General features: G+C 54.3%; 17 protein-coding genes and 1 pseudogene. 9 read left to right on the plus strand and 9 right to left on the minus strand.

Going from position 1 to position 19,373, the window contains the following annotated elements:
• Positions 1 to 45: 45 nt before the first annotated feature.
• The 7 genes and pseudogenes from OSC10802_RS0106115 to mrdA form a co-directional block, all read right to left on the minus strand.
• The gene (locus OSC10802_RS0106115; RefSeq protein ID WP_017715900.1) at positions 46 to 888 is read right to left on the minus strand and encodes a hypothetical protein; all 843 of its coding nucleotides are present in this window, start codon (positions 886 to 888) and stop codon (positions 46 to 48) included.
• Between the two features lie 78 nt (positions 889 to 966).
• On the minus strand, positions 967 to 1,866 hold the full coding sequence (locus OSC10802_RS0106120; RefSeq protein WP_017715901.1) for a DUF1361 domain-containing protein: 900 nt from the start codon (positions 1,864 to 1,866) through the stop codon (positions 967 to 969).
• Positions 1,867 to 1,982: 116 nt separating this feature from the next.
• Positions 1,983 to 2,861 (minus strand): DUF1361 domain-containing protein, encoded by an 879-nt coding sequence (locus tag OSC10802_RS0106125; protein WP_017715902.1) that lies wholly within the window; start codon positions 2,859 to 2,861, stop codon positions 1,983 to 1,985.
• A 42-nt stretch (positions 2,862 to 2,903) separates the two neighbouring features.
• Positions 2,904 to 3,789: pseudogene (locus tag OSC10802_RS0106135) on the minus strand (sensor histidine kinase); the annotation flags it as partial.
• 21 nt (positions 3,790 to 3,810) lie between these two features.
• Positions 3,811 to 3,945 carry a hypothetical protein gene (locus tag OSC10802_RS55455; RefSeq protein ID WP_255349120.1) on the minus strand — a complete coding sequence of 45 codons (135 nt, stop codon included), beginning with the start codon at positions 3,943 to 3,945 and terminating at the stop codon, positions 3,811 to 3,813.
• A gap of 191 nt (positions 3,946 to 4,136) precedes the next feature.
• Positions 4,137 to 4,292: an arginine synthesis PII-interacting regulator PirA gene (pirA, locus tag OSC10802_RS52635; RefSeq protein ID WP_198525070.1), complete on the minus strand. Its 156-nt coding sequence runs from the start codon at positions 4,290 to 4,292 to the stop codon at positions 4,137 to 4,139.
• Between the two features lie 565 nt (positions 4,293 to 4,857).
• On the minus strand, positions 4,858 to 6,654 hold the full coding sequence (gene mrdA / locus OSC10802_RS0106155) for a penicillin-binding protein 2 (protein WP_017715908.1): 1,797 nt from the start codon (positions 6,652 to 6,654) through the stop codon (positions 4,858 to 4,860).
• Between the two features lie 228 nt (positions 6,655 to 6,882).
• On the opposite strand from mrdA, the gene OSC10802_RS0106160 reads away from it, so the two are divergent.
• The 3 genes from OSC10802_RS0106160 (at position 6,883) to OSC10802_RS0106170 (ending at position 9,371) form a co-directional block, all read left to right on the plus strand.
• Positions 6,883 to 7,284, plus strand: coding sequence for a hypothetical protein (locus OSC10802_RS0106160; RefSeq protein WP_017715909.1), 402 nt, complete (start codon positions 6,883 to 6,885; stop codon positions 7,282 to 7,284).
• 114 nt (positions 7,285 to 7,398) lie between these two features.
• Complete coding sequence (locus OSC10802_RS0106165) at positions 7,399 to 8,430, plus strand: patatin-like phospholipase family protein (protein WP_017715910.1); 1,032 nt, start codon at positions 7,399 to 7,401, stop codon at positions 8,428 to 8,430.
• A 152-nt stretch (positions 8,431 to 8,582) separates the two neighbouring features.
• Complete coding sequence (locus OSC10802_RS0106170) at positions 8,583 to 9,371, plus strand: SAM hydrolase/SAM-dependent halogenase family protein (RefSeq protein ID WP_017715911.1); 789 nt, start codon at positions 8,583 to 8,585, stop codon at positions 9,369 to 9,371.
• A 64-nt stretch (positions 9,372 to 9,435) separates the two neighbouring features.
• Here OSC10802_RS0106170 and OSC10802_RS38875 read toward each other — a convergent pair whose 3' ends face one another.
• Positions 9,436 to 10,080 (minus strand): calcium-binding protein, encoded by a 645-nt coding sequence (locus tag OSC10802_RS38875; RefSeq protein WP_044169982.1) that lies wholly within the window; start codon positions 10,078 to 10,080, stop codon positions 9,436 to 9,438.
• 228 nt (positions 10,081 to 10,308) lie between these two features.
• Here OSC10802_RS38875 and OSC10802_RS0106185 point away from each other — a divergent pair, with 228 nt between their 5' ends.
• The 6 genes from OSC10802_RS0106185 (at position 10,309) to OSC10802_RS48970 (ending at position 15,425) form a co-directional block, all read left to right on the plus strand.
• On the plus strand, positions 10,309 to 10,968 hold the full coding sequence (locus tag OSC10802_RS0106185) for a DUF2301 domain-containing membrane protein (protein WP_017715914.1): 660 nt from the start codon (positions 10,309 to 10,311) through the stop codon (positions 10,966 to 10,968).
• A 190-nt stretch (positions 10,969 to 11,158) separates the two neighbouring features.
• Positions 11,159 to 11,722, plus strand: coding sequence for a hypothetical protein (locus tag OSC10802_RS38880; protein WP_017715915.1), 564 nt, complete (start codon positions 11,159 to 11,161; stop codon positions 11,720 to 11,722).
• Positions 11,723 to 11,860: 138 nt separating this feature from the next.
• Positions 11,861 to 13,036 carry a DNA-processing protein DprA gene (gene dprA / locus OSC10802_RS0106195; protein ID WP_026098214.1) on the plus strand — a complete coding sequence of 392 codons (1,176 nt, stop codon included), beginning with the start codon at positions 11,861 to 11,863 and terminating at the stop codon, positions 13,034 to 13,036.
• 319 nt (positions 13,037 to 13,355) lie between these two features.
• The gene (locus OSC10802_RS0106200) at positions 13,356 to 14,831 is read left to right on the plus strand and encodes a serine/threonine-protein kinase (RefSeq protein ID WP_017715917.1); all 1,476 of its coding nucleotides are present in this window, start codon (positions 13,356 to 13,358) and stop codon (positions 14,829 to 14,831) included.
• 167 nt (positions 14,832 to 14,998) lie between these two features.
• A complete protein-coding gene (locus OSC10802_RS48965; protein ID WP_155967416.1) occupies positions 14,999 to 15,295 on the plus strand; it encodes a hypothetical protein in 297 nt (98 codons plus the stop codon).
• On the plus strand, positions 15,261 to 15,425 hold the full coding sequence (locus OSC10802_RS48970) for a hypothetical protein (RefSeq protein ID WP_155967417.1): 165 nt from the start codon (positions 15,261 to 15,263) through the stop codon (positions 15,423 to 15,425). The genes OSC10802_RS48965 and OSC10802_RS48970 overlap by 35 nt, the downstream gene beginning before the upstream one ends.
• A 202-nt stretch (positions 15,426 to 15,627) precedes the next feature.
• Here the strand turns inward: OSC10802_RS48970 and OSC10802_RS38885 are convergent, their stop codons facing one another.
• Positions 15,628 to 19,326, minus strand: a complete 3,699-nt coding sequence (locus OSC10802_RS38885) for a serine protease (protein WP_017715918.1) — start codon at positions 19,324 to 19,326, stop codon at positions 15,628 to 15,630.
• Positions 19,327 to 19,373: the final 47 nt, after the last annotated feature.

The following is a 19,373-nucleotide window of genomic DNA, read 5'->3' on the forward strand; positions in this document are numbered from 1 at the left end:
CGGGTTTATTGTGACAATCAACCCGGTTATTGGCCCAATTAATGCTTACCGGCTGTTGCGAATGTAGCCGGTTTCTTTGAGAAACTTCTGCAAATCAGAGAAAAATTGCTCGCGATTGCGCAGGCGGTAAGCTTGCCGCACCTTTTGCCAGCCGTCCTCTCCCTGACCCAGCAAGTATTTATCGGCAACATAAGCCGCCAAGATGCCTTTCACCGCCAGACCTTCCGCATCGGTGCCATTTTTCTGCGCCTGCTGGAAATCTTGCCACAGCTGGTAAGCTTGACTGTAAATCTGCTGGGGATACTGGCGGGTGACGTCGCTCATTTTGCCCTGCCGGTACTGCCAAATTTGCACAGGAAAACGGGAGCCGGCGTAGGCAGTGAATTGAGCCGCAAATCGGTCATCCCCACTGTTAAACTCGGGCAAACCGTCTCTGTCTAAATCCCGGAGCGTGTAGCCAACATTTCCCCAAGGATGCTTCAGGTAAGTGTGCGGGCTTTTCGCTGAGTCAGAGCGATAAATCAGAGAGTAGGTGCAGCAGTGGGCACCGCCGGTATAAAAATCCACAATCACTTCAGGTTCCTTATCCCCGTCTAAGTCTTGAACCTGAAAGCCGGCGTTTCTGCCCCCCCCTCCCATCGCCGCCAAGGGGCGGTCGTATTCGCTCTCCACCGGCACCGGCTGGTCTGAAACCGTCTTGCCGGCGCGGGTTATTCTCAACCGTACATTGCTGAACCTGTAGTCCTGTTGCTGGTAGCTGAGATCCGCCCTTACATTTCCCGATTCAGCTGTTTTGACTTCAGCCGCAGCCTGGTTTGCCGCCATAATCGCAGCGCTGAAAGCCAGAAATGCCAGAGATTTGCGCAACAAAGAATCAATACAAATCACAGGTTTTCTCCAAAAAATATAAGTAGAATTAGGGTGCCGTTCCCAGCGGTAAAGCACCCCTGCCAATAGAAAACATTGTCAAGATTGTGCGGTCGGCAAGTCTGACTCAGAGGTTCCCGCAGATGTGCGGGCGCGACTTTGCCAGTATAAAATAGCCAAAGTCATTTGCTTGAACAGCCAGTACAAAACAGCAATCACCAGAAACGTAACAGCCATCACTAGGGCCGGACGTTTTTCGGTTAAATCATTGAACACACTCATAACTACATCGTCCGGTTTAGTGAGAATGTGCCAGCTGTTTAACCGTTTAAATCTCCCCAGATAGATGCCAACGGTACTCAGGCCATGCAGAATTAACTCCACCCACAAGATAAATTTGCCTAAACCGTGCCCCTTCAGGTAATACCCCACATAAATCAAAGATAGCACATAGGCTTCAAATCCCACAATCATAAACAGCAGATATTGCGGAATCACGACCAGGGTGATAACCCAAACCGAGTGATACCATTTAAGATTTTCGTAGAAGTGAAGAATGTCCGTTAAAACGTAAGGCGCATTCGGCAAGAACCCGATAAAAACCAGCAATCCAACCCACCAGAGGAGAGAGCGAGTTCCCCGCAGGCGCAACCAGAAAATATCCAGCCCCATGAGAACCAGCGTCAGCGCAATCGCCCCGACTAAGTAACTCGTGTCTATCCCTAAGTCAATGCTGTCCATCTCTGAGTGAATCCTGTGCACGGCAGGCTTCAGTTTGTTCAGGTTCCCGTAATTGTAACTCCCGTAGAAGGGTATCCAAGTAGCGCCCATCAGCAGGAACACACCCCAGCGCAGCCAGCGCGACCTTGGCCAGTAGAACAGCCAAAAACTGATCGCCAGGGGGATCAAGGCCAACAAAAGATTCCAGGTCATCCACCTGTTATTGTCCATGATTACCAGCCTGGCCAAGTGAATCAACTCCATCAACTCCACTTTCATGCTGTTATCTCCTTGCTATAATTAAGGTTTTCCAGATCCAAATTACGGCAGCGCAGCAAAAAACTTCCAGCCGTGCCAAAATGCTCTGCTCACAATAATAGCGCGCTTCCGTTCATTCAAGATTGTGGTTTCGGCAAGTCTGACTGAGAGGTTACCACAGATGCGATGGCGCGACTTCGCCCCGATAAAACAGCCAAAGTTATTTTTTTCATCAGCCAGTACAAAACGGCAATCACCACAAACGTAACAGCCATCACTAGCGCCGGACGTTTGCCGGTTAAATCATTGAACACGCTCATCACTAGCGTGTCCGGTTGAGTGATGATGTGCCAGCTATTGAACCGCTGAAATCGCCCCAGATAGATGCCAATGGCGCTAAGACCATGCACAATTAACTCCACCCACACGATAAATTTCTCTGAGCCGTGCCGCTTCAAATAGTCACCCAAGTAAATCAAAGATAGCACGTAGGCTTCAAATCCCACAACCATAAACAGCAGGTACTGCGGAATCAGGACGAGGGTGGTCACCCAGACCGAGTAGTTCTGGCGAATATCTTCGTAGAGGTGAATAATGTCGGTTAAAACGTAAGGCGCATTCGGCAAGAACCCGATAAAAATCAGGAATCCAGCCCACCAGAGGAGGGAGCGAGTTCCGCGCAGGCGCAACAGGAAGATATCCAGCCCCATGAGAACCAGCGTCAGCGCAATCGCCCCGACTAAGTAACTGGTGTCCATTCCCAAGTAAATGCTGTAAAGGTCTTGCTTGAGCTTGATTACGTGTCCGGCATTGTAACGCCGCACGCCGAGAACGAAAGTAACACCCAGCAGGAGGAACACCCCCCAGCGCAGCGAGCGCGACCTTGGCCGGTGGAACAGCCAAAAACTGATGGCCACCGGCACCAAGGCCAAAAACAGATTCCAGGCCATCCACCCGCTATTGGCCAGGATGGCCTTCCACGCCTCGCCGAGCAGAGAAATCAGTTCAAATTTCACGCTATTATCTCCTTTTGTGCTAAAATACAGGAGGTTAGGCTGTCAGGCCGGCTGTCGCTCAGCCGGGCGAGAACTCAAGCCAGACCCCTGCTGAATCGGAATCTCAATGTGGAATGCGGTTCCTTTTCCGGGTTCTGAAATACAATTTAGCTGTCCGCCATGCTGTTCCACAACTATCTGGTAGCTGATGGACATGCCCAAGCCAGTGCCCTTGCCCATTTCTTTAGTCCACTTCTTTAGTCCTGAAAAATGGGTCAAAAATCCGCTCTTTTACAGACTGGGGCATTCCTGGACCATTGTCGGCAATAAGAACCCTCACACCCCCACCGTCTTTCACCTCAGTGCGGATGGTTATGGCTCCGGGGTTAGCTGCAATTTCTGCCGGCGTTAATTTGCAGTCGCGCTCCTCGATGGCATCAATCGCATTGGCGAGAATATTCATAAACACCTGATTTAGCTTGCTGGCAGAGCACTCCACCGGCGGCCAGTGCCCGTAATCCCTCACCACCTCAATTCCCGGACAGTCGCCACGGGCTTTCATGCGGTTCTTCAAAATCAGCAGCGCACTCTCAATCCCCTCGTGAATATCCACCTCCTTCATATCGGCTTCATCCAGCCGCGAGAAAGTGCGCAGAGAGAGGACAATTTGCCGGATGCGCTCTGTTCCCCCTTTCATATAGGACAGGATTTTTGGCAGGTCTTCCTCCAGGAATTCCAGGTCAATTTCCTCAATCAATTCTTCTAGTCTCGGGCTGGGTTGGGGATATTCCTCTCGATACAGATGTATTAAGTCCAGCAAATCTCCAGTCTAATCCCCGATATGGGTGAGATTGCCGTGGATAAAATTGACGGGGCTGTTGATTTCGTGAGCCACACCGGCAACCAGCTGCCCCAGAGACGACATTTTTTCCGTCTGTATCAGCTGGGCTATTAGAAAATTTAAAGCTATTCAGACAAGCCCTGCCAGTTGCCGGCGAAAAGCGGAACCCGCCGGTGGCGTCCCCCCCGCCGCCGGCCCTGCTATTGGCCCCCACCCCTCTCCCAGTGGCCAAATAGCATAGCCGGTGAGCGCTGTCACGCTCACCGGCTGCTTGATTTCGCCATGATTTCAATCCCTGATAGGGATTAATAACTGCACCCGCCTCAAGACAGTCCAACCCCCAAAGGGATTAAACACAATCTGCCGTGCCGCCTGACCCGGACAGCGGCTACAGCCGCAAACGTGGGCCCACCAGTCCAGCGGGCGGGGCCGGGTTGAAAACCCGCCCCTACCAGTTACGACAGGTAGTTGGCTTCCGCTTCCAGCAACCGAATCAAGTTTTGGTCGCCCTTGGCCCTCGCCAGTTCCAGCCGGTGCTGTAAATTTTTGTAAAGGTTGGCCCGGTGGGTGGCTGCAGTTTCTTTCAATATTTCTTGACGTGTTTTGTTCATGGTGAACATTCCTCAAACCCAACTTGCTATACTCGCTTCATCTTCAATATAGCACGTTCAGAAAAAACTGTATCGAAATTTACCGAATCTTTATCTTTTTGTTTAGATTCCTCACCCGTGGCCAGCCCCATCGCTGAGCCGCCCAGAGGGCCTGCCGCTTTGCCGGCCACTAATCCGGCTAATGAGCAGGCAAACAAGTGCGCGTGCCGCCAGACGCCCGGTTTCTCAAAGAACCAGGCTTCTTAGCTCCGAATGCGGTGTCCCGCCTGCCGGCTTTCTGAATTTGAGATAATTTTACTGCCGGAAAGTATTTAAGTATACCTAGCCGGCAGCGAAATCCTCAACCCTGACCGGCACGGCACCCACCCCAGCCAGGAATGCCAGCAGCTGACTTGCGCCGGCACCGTGCCGGTGCCGGCACCCCCTCCAGTGTCAGGGTGCCGGTCCGTCCCCGAACAGTAACCTGAAAAGCATTATATTATATCACTGTCAAACCTTTCTGTCAAGATAAACGCACGGGTGCCTTGGTTCGAGTGCCGGAGCGCCGTCACCGGGCCAGAACCAGTTAGTGCGAAACAGCGGGGGACTTTGGAGCGGGCTTTTGGCTGAAATAGGTTTTGAATATCTCGTGAGCGATGGGGACAGCAGAAACAGCGCCAAATCCGCCATTTTCCACAACGATACCGATGGCAATCTGCGGGTCGCTAGCGGGCCCATAGGCCACATAATTGGCGTTGTCTTCCTGTCCGGGGACTTCAGCGGTGCCGGTTTTCCCAGCCGTCAGGGGGATGGAACCGTCATTGAGCTGCTGCCCCGTACCCTTTTGCACCACAGCAATCAGTCCCTTGCGAATGGTTGCAATCGTTTCCGGTTTCATGCCGGTGGGCTCCGGTTTAGTCGCCGGCGTGTTAGTTTGAGAGGCCAGCAGGTGCGGCTTGACTCTGTTCCCGCCATTGGCAATCGCCGCCACCATCACCGCCATCTCCAGGGGCGTCACCAGCACCAGACCCTGACCGATGGCCATCGTCACCGTATCCCCCACATACCAATCCTCACCGTAAAGCTTCAGTTTCTCCGCCGGCGCCGGTGCGGAACCGTGAGCCCCCTGATCCAGCCCCAGCAGGCCCAAATCCGTTGTCTCGCCAATTCCCAGCCGGTGCGCCCATTTGGAAATCTCTTCCGGGCCAACTGCCACACCCATTTGATAGAAAAAGGTGTTGCTGCTGTAGGCAAAGGCGTCAGGAAAGCCGATTGGGCCATAACCGGCACCGTGTTCGTAGAAATCAATGCCCCCGATTCTAACAGAAGAAGAGCTGACCAGAACAGAGTTCGGTGGGAACTTGCCCGACTCCATGCCGGCTGCTGCAGTGACAATTTTGAACGTGCTTCCCGGCGGGTAGCCTTGCAGGGCGCGGTTCAGAAATGGCTTGTCCTGAGCCTGCAGGCGCTGCCAGTCGGCTTGGGTTATCCTGCCGGTGAACAGGTTGGGGTTAAACTTCGGCCCACTGGCCATCGCTAAAACCGCTCCCGTTTTTACATCCAGCACCACCACCCCTCCGCGCCGGTTGCCGAGGGCTTTTTCGGCGGTTTTCTGCAAGTCCAGGTCAATCGTCAGCTGCACCGGCTCCCCAGCAATCGGAGGGTTGATGCCGAGCTCGCGCAACTCGCTGCCGGTGGCGTCCACCTCCACCAGCCGGTTGCCCCAAACACCGGCGATTTTATCATTGATTTGGCGTTCCAGCCCCATTTTGCCGACAATCATCCCCATCGGATACTGCGGGTTAGCTTGCAAGTCCTCTTCACTTGCTTCCCCAATGTAGCCCAGGACGTGGGCGGCGAGATCGCCGTGCGGGTAGTTGCGGCTGGATTCCGCCCGAATTTCCACCCCCGGAAATTCAGGCGAGCGCTCCGCCAGGGCCAAAAACGCCTTTGAGCTGAGATCCCGGCTGACGCGCACCGGCATTGGGGATTTATAGCCCGCCTTCTCCAGTGTTTTGAGGATGTCACTGGCGGGAATGTCCAGCAGAGCGCTGAGCTTGGCCGCCGTCTGGGGCCATTTTTGTTTCGGCTGTTCCTTCGGCCACAAATACACCGAGCGCGACAGGCGGTTAGCCGCCAGCAGTTTGCCATTGCGGTCGAGGATGTTGCCCCGATCGGAAATAATCGGCACCGGGCGGAGGCGGTTTTGCTCCGCTCGCTGCCGGTTCTCCTCCCCGTGAAGCACCTGCAGCTGAACCAGACGGGCAACAGACGCGCTCATTAAAACGGTCACGAGCCCCATCAAAATCACCGACCGGCTGGCTCGGGGCAGAGTTATGTCAGCAGGAGGTTTTGGAGAAGAAAAAGAAAATTCCCTAGCCATGTTCGCACAAGCCTCTCTCGGATATAAATTTCTTCACAGTTGCACCAAGGAGCTTTTCCGTTCTCGCTCGGAAATACCCTGTGGCCAAACACGCCATCTCCCCGCTCGGCTGTAATGACGTCGAACATTAGATACGCCGGTCCAATCCGCTGGCTCCGGAACGTTTTTTCTGTCTGCGATCTCAACACCAGTAAGCAGACGTTCCGAGCAGCACTCCCCACACGGCAGATGAAAAGCTCTTACCTTGTAGACTTGCTATACACTGATGTGTTTCCACAAGGCACGCTCTCACTCACCCGCAGTGCAGTTCCCCCAGGACTGTCAGAATTTTCTCAGAAATGCCGGCGCTGGCAGGCGGCACGCTCCTTTTGGCCCTCTGTCACTGGCGGCACCGGCAGCATCCCCCTTTGGCGCAAAGACGACCGGCTTGAGGAGCGGGACGCCGTGAGGGTTTCGCACCCTGGTATGTTGCCCTCTATTGCGGTATCTTTGCCAAATCGCGCGCCATTTAGGGAACAGGGCTTGCCCGACACAGCGCCAACTTTATCCCGCAAGGTGCCGGCAGTGCTAAGAAATACTTTAATTGCAGTCTGCCGGCGCTTCCTGGCAGCGCCGGCAGCCCCTCTCTAACAGCGCAGAAATTCTACAGCAGGGATTGGCATCCATTCCGTTCAAAACCATCCGGATTGAAGCGCTTAATTTGGGAATCTTGTTCCCATCAGCACTGTTTGCTATCAACTTCTTATGTCCTTTAAATTAAAACTCCTATCCATTGACGGCGGTGGCATTAGAGGGATTATCCCCGCCCTGATTCTAGCAGAGATAGAAAAGCGCACAGGAAAGCGGATTTCCCAGATGTTCGATTTGATGGCGGGCACTTCCACCGGCGGCCTGCTGGTTTTGGGCCTCACCAAGCCAAATCCGCAGAATCCCGAGCAACCTCACTACACCGCTGAGGATCTGAGCGAGTTTTATCGCCAGCATGGAAAGCGCATCTTTTTCGAGCCATTTTTTCAAAAATTAACCGACATAGATGACCTGTTTTTGCCGAAATACTCTGACAAGGGCAGAGAAGAAGTCGTTGCGGAACTTTTGGGCATCACTCCTCTCGCAGCTGCCTTAAAAGAAGTTTTCATCACCAGCTACGACACCGACCTGCGGATGCCTGTTTTCTTTACCAGCAAGCCAGCGCGAGAGAACAGGCAAGCTAAATCCTTCCGGAAGATATGCAATGGCTTCACCATGACAGAAGCGGCAATGGCAACTTCCGCCGCTCCGACTTTTTTCCCGCCCTACCTCCTTCCCACCGGCCAAACCGATCCAGAATTTTATACCTTGGTGGATGGGGGGCTGTTCGCCAACAATCCCACCTCTATGGCCATCATGGAAGCCATCATTGCCTCTAAAAAGGCTGGGAAAAAGCTAGAATTAGATGATATATTAGTCGTTTCAGTGGGAACGGGTTCGCTCACCCGCCGGTTTACCTACGAGCGCACGAAAAATTGGGGGGTGCTGCACTGGGTGCAGCCCGTGATTAGTATTACTCTGGACGGTCAGAGTGAGGCAGTGGCCTGCCACCTGGAACAGTTGCTCCCTGAGGCGGATGGCAATCCCAAACAGTATTATCGCTTCCAAGACCTGCTGACTGATGCTAATGACGATATCGATGATGCGAGCCCTGAAAATATCGAGAGCCTAAAAGAACTGGCTGAGAAAATCATTGCGGACAGAACTGCAGATTTGGACGAGCTGTGCGAGCAACTTCTTATCAGTTAGTAGGGGGGGTTCCTCTGAAAGCGTAGAAACCGGGTTTCTGGCCCCAGCACAGTGCTGTGCGAGTGAGTAGGGTGCGTTCCAGAGGAACGCACCCTACAAGTCTTTCGAGGCGCGAAAATGAAAGGAGATAACCGCTACCCGCAATCTTCCAGATGCCTCAGAACAGGATACTGACTCTGTTAACCGATTTTGGCCTCAGCGATGTTTATGTGGGGGTGATGAAGGGTGCGATCGCCCAAATCAACCCCTCGCTGCCGGTGGTGGATTTGACGCACCAGATTCCGCCCCAGAATGTCGCCGCCGGCAGCTTTTGTCTGATGTCTGCAGCCCCCTATTTCCCCACCGGCACGGTCCATGTCGCGGTGGTCGATCCGGGGGTGGGCAGTCACCGGCGGGCGATAGCGCTGGAAACGGCAGCGGGTTTCTTTGTTGGGCCAGATAATGGGCTGTTTACCGGCGTTTTGAGCCAGAATCCGGCAATCGCAGCGGTGGAACTGACGGACCGGCACTTCTGGCGCACGCCGGCACCGAGCGCGACGTTCCACGGGCGGGATATCTTTGCCCCCGCCGGCGCGCATCTGGCAAGCGGCGCACCTCTGCAACAGCTGGGACGCCCCATCGACCCCGCCGGTTTGGCCCACCTGCCCCTGCCGGCGCTGGCGGCAACGGATGCCGGTTGGGCCGGTTGCGTCCAGTATATCGACCGCTTTGGCAATTTAATCACCAATATTCCCGGTTCTTGCGTTGCGGGGCGCAGCTGGGAAGCAATTGCCGGCAATCTCACCATTAAGAGCGGCCAAACTTACAGTGACGCGCCGGCAGGCACCCCCATTGCCTTAATTGGCAGCTCCAACTGGGTGGAAATTGCCGTCTGTGGCGGTAACGCCCAGTCGCAGCTGCAGCTCAACTGGGGCGAGCCGGTGCGCGTGGCGCTCATTTAAATTGCATTATTGTGCCGTTTCGTTGCGGTAACGCACCCCGCAAAACGGACGCCACTCACTGAATTTAAATGTAATTAACAAACCAAACCGCATAATCATCCAAGAATTCGGCGCTGGCGGATTCCTCGTCTGTTGCCTCCAGTTCGTATAAGTTCAGCGTGAAATTCTTGCTGTCAGTCAGGCGCTGAACTTCAACCAGAATCCCATCGTCATCGCTCTCAATCTTATCCTCAAACCGAATTATCTGGAACTTGTCCGTGTGAGATGGCCTGATTCTCTTGAGCTTTTCATATTCTTTCAAGCTGCCCGGGCCGTAGAGGTAATACTCTTCCCATTCAAACTCTTGGCAGGCTTTGACCGGACAGGGAACTCTCACATGTTTTTTGAGGAATTCCAGATAGGTTTTTAAGGTTCTCTCACTGACTTCGAGCTGTTTTTTCCCTAAAATCGCCTGAAGTCTCTTCTCGAATTCTTCCTCTCTTTCTCCCTCCCCCTCATCTATTATTTCTTCCCTCGGATCGTCCCCGTCGCCAAACTCCTCGACGGCCACCATTACTCTGGCCTTCCTCAACTCAGCAAATCTGCCCTTTTGCTTCTCCAGTCTTTGTGAGAGTCTGCCAAAGACTCCCTCATCAATTTCAATGATTTTAGGTTCCTCTCCCGGCGGGTTGGGCTGGCTTTTACTATTTTTCTTATCGGATTTAGACATTCCTCGCTCCCTAAAGCTGCGCTATAACTAATAATATCAGGTTTCGCGCCATCTTGATTGCACAGTGAGCCCCGGAAGCGAGCGGGTGCCATCTGGGCGAGAATTGCCAGCGCCCCACTCCCGCCCCCGTGCCCAAACTCGCTAGCCTCACAAAACCGGCGCAAGCGGATATATATAAAGTGTATCTTGACAGCAGTGCCAACGCAGTTGAGCTTTCCGGAGTAAACCATGACGCAACTAGCGGATGTTGAATCAAACGTTTTCCAAGGCCAGTTTGGCGAGTTTACCATCACTGAGAGCGACCGTTTCGGGGTGATCGTCTACCGCACCGGCTTGATGGTGGCGGCGCTCAGCTTTGCCACCGGCACCGCTTTGGTGTTCTGGGGCGGCGGCGCGCCGGCGGTGGCTTTCGCCCTGACGCCCCTGTACGCCTGTTTCTGGCTGGCGCTGGGCGTCAGCTTGCTGACAGTTCACATTTATATGGCCATTTTGCACCGGCTCCTCCAGCTGTTTTGGGCGATTGGCGGCGTGGCTGCTTTTATTTTAGCTGTGCAAAGCAGCGCGCCTCTCGTCCTAACAGTGTACAGCCACCCAGTCACCCTTTTCGGCGTCGGTTTTACCTTTGCAGCGCTGGCGGGGATTTATTTCAAAGAAGCCTTTTGCTTCAACCGGCTGGAAACTAAGCTGCTGACGCCCCTGGTGCCGGCGCTGCTGCTGGGGCATTTGGCTGGGGTGCTGCCGGTGGAAGCCGAACGCGCCTGTCTCGCAGCCTGGGCGGTGCTGTTTGTGGTGTTCGCCCTGCGCAAGGCTTTTCAGCCGGTCCCCCCCGACATCGGGGACAAGAGCGTTTTTACCTATCTCAAACAGCAGCGCTCCGCAAAGGCTTGAAGTCAGCGCCGCACGTCTGAAAAACTGTAGGGGCAATCCCCCTGTGGAACTCCCGTCGCACGGTGAGGGGGCAGGGGTAGGGTGCGTTCCCTCTTAGGGAACGCACCCTGCGAGTTACACGCTGTCGCCCGTGCCTGCCCCTACAGTGATTGTCCATAAGATTTATAGCCATTATATTATAACTTCAATTGTGTTCCCTGTCAATCCTATCTATTCCTTTCTCGCTGTCAGTTCCCCCATCCCCGCTGATGTCTTGGTTGTCGAGGGCTGGCTGCCAGACTATGCCCTCAAAGCAGCTATGGCTGAATTCAAACGCGGTTCTTATCGCTATCTGATTACCACCGGCGTGGCTTTGCCGATAGGGTTTTATCTGGCGGAATACAAAACTTTTGCGGAGGTGGGGGCGGCAACTTTGGTCGCACTTGGCTTTGAATCAGTGCGACTGGCAGCCGTTCCCGCACATAATGCGCTCAAGGACCGCACCGCCGCCGCTGCTGTCGCTCTTAAGGAGTGGCTCCCCACGTCCGATTTACAAGTCAGCGCCATCAATCTTTACACTCTGGGGGCTCACGCCCGCCGCAGTTGGTTTATCTTTAAAGAAGCGCTGGCTCCTGACATCAAAGTTGGTATAATTGCGGCAGAACCTCTGGATTATGATGCCCGCACTTGGTGGCAGTCGAGCGCCGGTGTGAAGACAGTCATGTTCGAGACAATCGGTTATGTCTATGCGCGGTTTGGCGACTGGCGGGATTAAACTGGCAACGGGGCAGTCTCCGTGGGTGCCCCGCCCCTACAGGATCTGCCTCCCTTTTCCCAATAAATACATGAAAAGCGGAACAGCTTAAAAGGGTAGAAATTGAACGCTATTGCGCATAAAATAGGAGAGGGAAAATTGGTGCGAGAACGGGCATATTGGCTGGCTTGGTCGCAAATTTACGGAATTGGGCCGGTTTTGATGTTCCGGCTGCACCGGCACTTCGGCAGTCTAGCGGAAGCTTGGGCAGCCCCAGCAAGAGTTCTGGGAGAAGTGGAAGGATTTGGTCGCCAAACGGTGGAAAAAACGGTGCGCTTGCGAACTCAAATTCAGCCAGAAAAATTGCTGGAAGAACACTTGCAAAAAAACCCGCATTTTTGGACACCGGCTGACGGCGGATACCCCCGTTTGCTATTAGAAATTGCTAACCCGCCGCCGCTGCTGTACTACCGGGGGGAGGTTGAGGTTTTGGAAAATCACGGCATCACGCCGATGGTGGCGATTGTGGGCACTCGCACGCCTTCGGAGTACGGGCGCAGGTGGGCTCGCCGGCTGAGTGCGGTTCTGGCAAGTCGGGGGTTTAGCATTGTTTCCGGGATGGCGGCGGGGATTGATGGGGAAGCGCACCGCGCCTGTCTGGATGCCGGTGGGCGCACTCTGGCGGTGCTCGGCACCGGCACGGATGTGGTGTACCCCTTGGAGAATCGCGAACTGTACGAACGGATTGTGGCAGGGGGGCTGCTGCTGAGTGAGTACCCGGCGGGCACTCCGCCGAATAGCAATCACTTTCCCCAGCGCAACCGGATTATTGCCGGTTTGTGCCGCGCGGTGCTGGTGGTGGAAGCGCCGGTGAAGTCGGGGGCTTTGATTACGGCGGATTTGGCGAATGATTTCTGCCGGGATGTGTATGCTTTGCCGGGGCGGGTGGATGATTACAACTCGCAGGGGTGTTTGCGGTTGCTGAAAAATGGCGCTGAGATGATTGTCAGCGAAGAGGGGTTGCTGGAAATGCTGGGCGCGATGCCGCCGGTTGACGCACCGCAACAGCTGTCGCTATTTGAGGGGATGCCTGCAACTGCGGATGCCCCTCCGCCCCCCGCGCCACAGGGGGGGTTGGAGGAGAGGGTGCTTGCGCCGCAGCTGCCACCTGACTTAGCGCGGGTGCTGCGGGTGGTGCCAGCCGAGCCGCTTCCGTTTGATTTGATTGTGGTGGAGTCGGGATTGCCGGCGGCTTCTGTTTCCAGTGCGCTGCTGCAGCTGGAATTGCTGGGGCTAGTGTCGCAACTTCCGGGGATGCGATATCAGCGGTGCTGATCATTGGGTATGGGGGGGCATGGGGCATGGGGCATGGGAACGATATAGCAATAGACAGCTCAGTAATCGCTCGATACGAAGTATAGACGTAGGGCAGGCGTCTCGCCTGCCCTTAAGATATCTGGGGCAGGCGAGACGCCTGCCCTACGCCTTTTCTCCCTAGTTCGCAGTTGGGCTTTAGCCCAACCGGCACCCCCCGCCTCCAGGCACCGCAGAAGTAGAAACGCACCCTACTATCACCCAACTCTTCGGGAAGGCACCCCACAAGCCGGCATTTGTGGCAAAATCAGTATCAACTAAAGTGCGGGGCGGAAAGCGGATGATAGGAGATACACTGGGCGGGCGCTACCACATTATTGAAAAACTCGGAAGCGGGGCTTTTGGCCAAACCTTCAAAGCAAAAGACACGCAGAAATCGGAAGACTTCCACTGCGTCGTCAAGCAACTCAAACCCGTGTCTAGCGAGTCGCATGTCTTGGAGATAGCCAGAAAGTTATTCGACAGGGAAGCGAAAATCCTGTTTGAGTTGGGACACCATGACCGAATCCCGCAATTTCTGGATTACTTTGAGGAAAATCTGGAGTTCTATTTAGTCCAACAGCTGATTGAGGGGCGCGATTTGAGCAAAGAGATCCCTTTGGGCAAGCCAAAGGATGAATCCTACGCCATTGCTCTTTTGCGAGACATCCTGGAAGTTCTGGCATTTGTCCACGGGCAGGGTGTCATCCACCGCGATTTGAAACCCTCGAATTTAATCAGACGCGCTTCTGATGGTAAAATAGTATTAATTGACTTTGGGGCAGTCAAAGAAATCACCACCACGGTGGTGAACCCTCAGGGGCAGATCGCTCTTACTGTAGTTGGCACCCCGGGTTATATGCCGGTTGAACAGCACAATGGAACTCCCAAATTCTGTAGCGATATCTATGCAGTGGGGATGATTGGCATCCAATCGCTCACCGGCATCCCAGCCAGCCAACTGCCAAAAGATCCCACTACCGGTGAAGTTATCTGGCGCAACCGGCAGCCTGTGAGCGATCAACTGGCAGCTCTTTTAGACAGCATGGTGCGCTACCATTTCCGAGAGCGGTGCCAGACGGCTGATCAGGCTTTGCAAGCTCTCGACAGCTTAAACAATTCTATCACATTAGCAGAGATTCCAGCAACTCAACCTGACGCTCCCACAGCAGTTGAAACCCCACCGGCACCTCCTCCCCCGACAGTTCCTCCCGCGCCGCCACACGCACCCCCACGCCAAAAGCTTTGGAAAGTTTTCATTGGTGCCGGCATCGCAGCGGTTTTGTCTGTTTCGGCGCTAGGCTATTATATTCTAGCACCAAAACCCGCCTCTTTGCCTTACGAGAATTCAAATTTGGGGGTGAAGATTCAGTATCCGGAAACGTGGGGTGTGCAGCCAGATCCGATTGCCGGTGAGGTGAGATTCTTCTCGCAAGGCAATTCTGCCGGCGCGCCGGCAGAAACGTTTCTGATAACAGTTGAGTCTTTACAGCCGCCGATGACTTTAGATGAGTATACCAGCAGTTTTATCCAGCGCATCAGCAAAGAATTCACTTCGGATATTCTTTCTCCGACGCCGGCATCGCTGGCGAATCGCGAGGCGCGTCAAGTTGTGTACACGCATAAGGAGGGGGAGCGCCGGTTGAAAGCCAAGCAAATTTGGGCGGTGGGGAAAGATAAGGCGTATGTGGTTACTTTGACGGCGGAGGAGGGCAAGTTTGCGCAATTCGAGAAAACGGCGCAGAAGATGATTGACTCCCTGGAAATTCTCCCTTAGGGGGTTGCGCGTCTTGTCCTAATTTGTGGGGGCGGGTTTATTCAGGTTATCTGTGGGTTGCCGGTATTCGGGATAAACCCGCCCCCAGTGTGTAGCAAAACTTACGCAAAACTTCTATCTGTAGGGTGGGTAAGCGTTGCGCGTAACCCACCACACCATTCAAGTCAATGCGTAAGTCCTTTGTACGATTGAACCGGCAGTCTGTACGATTGAACCGGCAGTCTGTACGATTGAACCGGCAGTCTGTACGATTGAACCGGCAGTCTGTACGACTGCGCCGGCACTGGGTACGACTGCGCCGGCAATTTATACGACTGCGCCGGCAATTTATACGACTGCGCCGGCACTGGGTACGATGCGCCGGCAATCTATACGATTTAACCGGCAATTTATACGACTGCGCCGGCAATCTATACGACTGCGCCGGCAATGTATACGACTGCGCCGGCACTGGGTACGATTGAGCCGGCACTCTGTACGATTGAACCGGCACTGGGTACGATTGAACCGGCACTGGGTACGGGAGCATCTCATTTTTGTAATCCCCCTCACCCCCAACCCCTCTCCCACAAGGGGAAAGGGGAGAATTCTTGATTCTTTCCCCCCTCTCCCGCTCTTGTAGAAACGCGATTTATCGCGTCTGGGGTTAGGGGGGTGAGGGTGAAAATCTTTGCAAAAAGCGGATGCTCCCGGTTGCCGGTATCAGGGATAAACCCACCCCTCGTGGGGATTGCCGGTGGGGGCGGGTTTATTCAGGTTATCTGTTGGGTGCGGATACACCCCCGCATCAAAAGCCTTAATCCCTCGCCGGTGCGGTGGACTTTGCCTGGGATAGGAGGGCTTGAATTTGGGGAGTTTCTAAAAGCTTCTTCGCATCTGCTCGCAGCTTGTCTCCCCAGAGATTTTCCTTGAGAAACTCTAATTTCCCAAACCGGCTATCCAACTTCAGCGCCGCTTCTGCCATTGCTAAACCCTGTTGGGTATCGCCCTTAGCATAGAGCGCCACTGCGAGCGCCAGTTGTGGTTCGGCTTGCTTGCCGTCAATTTCAACTGCAGAGCGCCACTGGCGGATGGCTTCTTCCACTTCTCCCATTTCGTACTTGATTAAGCCAATCTTAACAAGAGCCGGCAACTGTTTTTTATCAATTGTGAGCACCTGGTTGTAATCCGCAAGCGCCCCCTGCTTGTCTCCCAAAGCATAGCGGGCAACACCCCGGCTGTAGTAGGCTTCGGCATAGTTAGGCTTGAGTTCAATCGCCTTACTGTAATCCGCAATTGCCCCCTGCTTGTCTCCCAAATCTGAGCGGGTAACACCCCGGCTGCCGTAGGCTTCGGCATAGTCAGGCTTGAGTTCAATCGCTTTATTGTAATCCGCTATCGCCCCCGGCTTGTCTCCCAAAGCATAGCGGGCAACACCCCGGATGAAGTAGGCTTCGGCTAAGTCAGGCTTGAGTTCAATCGCCTTATTGTAATCCGCAATCGCCCCCGGCTTGTCTCCCAAATCATAGCGGGCAAAACCCCGTCTGACGTAGGCACCGGCATCGTCAGGCTGGAGTTCAATCGCCTTATTGAAATCCGCAATCGCCCCCGGCTTGTCTCCCAAAGCATAGCGGGCAACACCCCGGCTGTAGTAGGCTTCGGCTAAGTCAGGCTGGAGTTCAATCGCCTTATTGAAATCCGCAATCGCCCCCGGCTTGTCTCCCAAAGCATAGCGGGCAACACCCCGGCTGTAGTAGGCTTCGGCTAAGTCAGGCTTGAGTTCAATCGCCTTATTGTAATCCGCAATCGCCCCCTGCTTGTCTCCCAAATCATAGCGGGCAATACCCCGGCTTCTGTAGGCTTCGGCATAGTCAGGCTTGAGTTCAATCGCTTTATTGTAATCCGCAATCGCCCCCGGCTTGTCTCCCAAAGCATAGCGGGCAATACCCCGGCTTCTGTAGACTTCGGCAAAGTCAGGCTTGAGTTCAATCGCCTTATTGAAATCCGCAATCGCCCCCTGCTTGTCTCCCAACTCATAGCGGGTAATACCCCGGATGAGGTAGGTTTCGGCAAAGTCAGGCTTGAGTTCAATCGCCTTATTGTAATCCGCAATCGCCCCCTGCTTGTCTCCCAAATCATAGCGGGCAATACCCCGGCTTCTGTAGACTTCGGCAAAGTCAGGCTTGAGTTCAATCGCCTTATTGAAATCCGCAATCGCCCCCTGCTTGTCTCCAGACTCATAGCGGGCAAAACCCCAGAGCAAGTAGACAGACGAGAAATCAGGATTGAGGGCAATACCCTGGTTGAGGTAGCCTTTGACTAAGGCAGGCTTGAGTTCAATCGCCTTATTGAAATCCGCAATCGCCCCCTGCTTGTCTCCCAACTCATAGCGGGTAATACCCCGGATGAGGTAGGTTTCGGCAAAGTCAGGCTTGAGTTCAATCGCCTTATTGTAATCCGCAATCGCCCCCGGCTTGTCTCCCAAAGCATAGCGGGCAACACCCCGGATCAAGTAGGCATACGGGTGACCAGGATTCAGTTCAATCGCCCTGCTGTAATCAGCTATGGCTTCTTTCTTGCGCTTTAACTTATCCAGCACATCACCTCGCCACGCATAAACGATAAAATTATTGGGATCTAGAGCGATTGCCCTGTCAAAAGAAACCAGCGCCTCCTCGTATCGCTTCACCGAATATAACGCCCCACCCCGCCTCCGCCAAGCGGGCGCGAATTTCTCCTGACTTTCTCGAATCGCCCTGTCATAAGCTGCAATCGCCTCTTCATATCGCTCCAGGAATTTCAGCGTCACCCCCTTCGCGTACCAAGCTTGATAGAAAGCCGGCTGAATTTTAATCGCCCGATCAAACGCCGCCAGCGCTTCTTCATTCTTTCCCAACCGCCACAGCTGATTGCCATAATTCAGCCACGCAACAGCATCCCCACTGGCACCGGGCGCATCTACTGTCAGCACACTTTCCTGGATTGAACTTCTTTCAACTTTTGTCAGCACCGGCGGCGCATCTTTCTCCACCCTCAGCCAACCGGGATCTACCCCCACCTCCTTTGCCAAATTCACAAACGTCCTCACCGGCACCCCCAAACTGTACCCCAGCTGAATGGAACGCACCTGCGAACCCGCCTGATCTACCACCGTTTTTTCTCCATCCGCCCTTCCGTGAATTCCTATCACCCGCCCCCGCATATCCAGCACCGGCCCACCGCTCATCCCCGCTTCGGTAATATTAGTATAAACCAGTTCGTACCCGTAAGTCAAAGACAGGGAATCCTTCCCCAGCGCAGCCCCCTCTTCCCTGCTGAAAATACCCCCCGCCGTGAATAACCGGCTGGCTTGAGCGCCCGCCCCTGCCTTGGGCCACCCCGAAGTGAAAACAAACCCCCCTTCTCCCAGTTTCAAATCATAGTTTGCCAGAGTTGCCACCCGGTAATTTTCGCTGCTGCTGAACTGCACCACCGCCAAATCCGCCCCCGGCAAACGCTTGACATTGCTGTCGCTCACCGCCACCGCATATCGCTTGCCATCCGGGGCGACTACCTCAAAATTTGTCTGGTTCCGCACCACATGCTCCGCCGTCAGCACATAATAAGTGCTCCCCTGCTTGGCAACAATCACCCCGGAACCGTTGCCATTTGGCCACTCTATCAAAACCGTAATTTCTTTGGCAATATTGTTGACATCATTGGCGATGGGTGGTAAACTGGAAGCAGGGAGAGAATTGGCTGCCGGCAGTGCGGCCTGTCCGGCGTAGGCGGGAGCCAGCTGCGCAAAAGTCTGCATGGGAATTCCCCAGCTGTACCGGCGCATCAAATCCCGCTCCCCCGCCGTCGGGCGCGAACCGTCTTCATAGATATAAGGATCTCCCCACAAGGGATCGGCGTAAATGCCATTAATCCCAATCACTCGCCCTTGGCCATTGAGAATTGGCCCACCGCTCATGCCCTTTTCAATCTCATTGCTGTACCCTATCTGGTAGCCTTCCTTAAAGGCTCGCGCCGGCACATACAAAACCTGTCCCGCCGTAAAGGCAAACCCGCTCTCATAAGGAAACCCCGCCGCAAACACCGGCTCATTAATCGCCACCGTTCCCAAATTCCCCAAAGCCGCCACGGCATAATTCGCCTTAGCGCGAAACTGCAACAAAGTCAAGTCTTTTGACTGAAAATTAACATTTTTTACCAAATCAGCCGGGTAGATTTGGCCGTCGGGCGCTTCGATGCGAATGCGAGCCGGTTTTCCCGGTTCGAGGACGTGCTGGTTGGTGAGGACAGTATAGACCTCACCCTCTTTTTTAATCAAAATCCCGGAACCGCCGCTGTCGCCGGCTAAAACCCGGACAGTCACCGACTGGGCGATTTGTTTGAGCTGGGCTTCCGGCAGTTGGGAAGCCAGCTGGAATGCCGGCGCTGGAGTGTTGGGTGCCGGTGCGGAAAACGCCGGTGCCGGGAGCATTAGTAAGGTGCCGGTGCCGGCAATCAGAAATAGTAACCTGTTATTCATTTTCCCCTGTGACTTGAAAAGGTTTGTAGTTGGGCTTTAGCCCTACC

The organism is Kamptonema formosum PCC 10802, from assembly GCF_000332335.1.
Lineage (GTDB): Bacteria > Cyanobacteriota > Cyanobacteriia > Cyanobacteriales > Oscillatoriaceae > Oscillatoria.